Genomic DNA, 611 nt, shown 5'->3' with positions numbered 1-611 from the left:
GCTGATGGCACGGGAGGGCTGGCACATTAACCACAAGCGATTTTTCAGGCTGTATCAGCTGGCCGGGCTGAACTTGCAAATCCAGCGTCCCAGACGGCATGTGAGCGCTGCACGACGTGCAGCGCAACCGGGGGCAGGGCAGCAGGGTGAGATGTGGGCGATGGATTTCGTTTCAGATGCACTGTTCAATGGGAAACGGTTTCGGGCACTGACGCTGATCGACACCTGGACGCGGGAGTGCCTGGCCGTCCATGTGGATTTCAGCATCAAGGGAGAGCGGGTCGTCGAGGTGGTTCAGGAGGTCAGCAGGCACCGTGGGGTGCCTGCCCGGATCCAGGTAGACAACGGAAGTGAATTTGTCAGTAAGGCCTTGGATCTGTGGGCCTATCAGCAGGGCGTGACCCTGGATTTTTCGCGTCCTGGACGTCCGACCGACAATCCGTTCATCGAATCGTTCAATGGCAGTTTCAGGGATGAGTGCCTGAACACCCACTGGTTCCTGTCGCTGGACGACGCGGTGGAGAAGATTGAAAATTGGAGGGTCGACTATCATGACCTCAGGCCGCATTCCTCGCTGGAAAATCTCGCGCCCAGCGCGTTCCGAGCCAGGA

At 58.6% G+C, this 611-nt stretch carries 1 protein-coding gene; it reads left to right on the top strand.

From position 1 onward, the window contains the following. A partial coding sequence (locus IEY31_RS18570; protein ID WP_188974431.1) for an IS3 family transposase occupies nucleotides 1–611 on the top strand: 611 nt, incomplete at both ends.

Origin of the sequence: Deinococcus aerolatus (assembly GCF_014647055.1) — a bacterium.
GTDB classification, from domain to species: Bacteria; Deinococcota; Deinococci; order Deinococcales; family Deinococcaceae; genus Deinococcus; species Deinococcus aerolatus.
The sequence above is the reverse complement of the archived record's forward strand: the minus strand, read 5'-3'. Positions and strand labels throughout refer to the sequence as shown.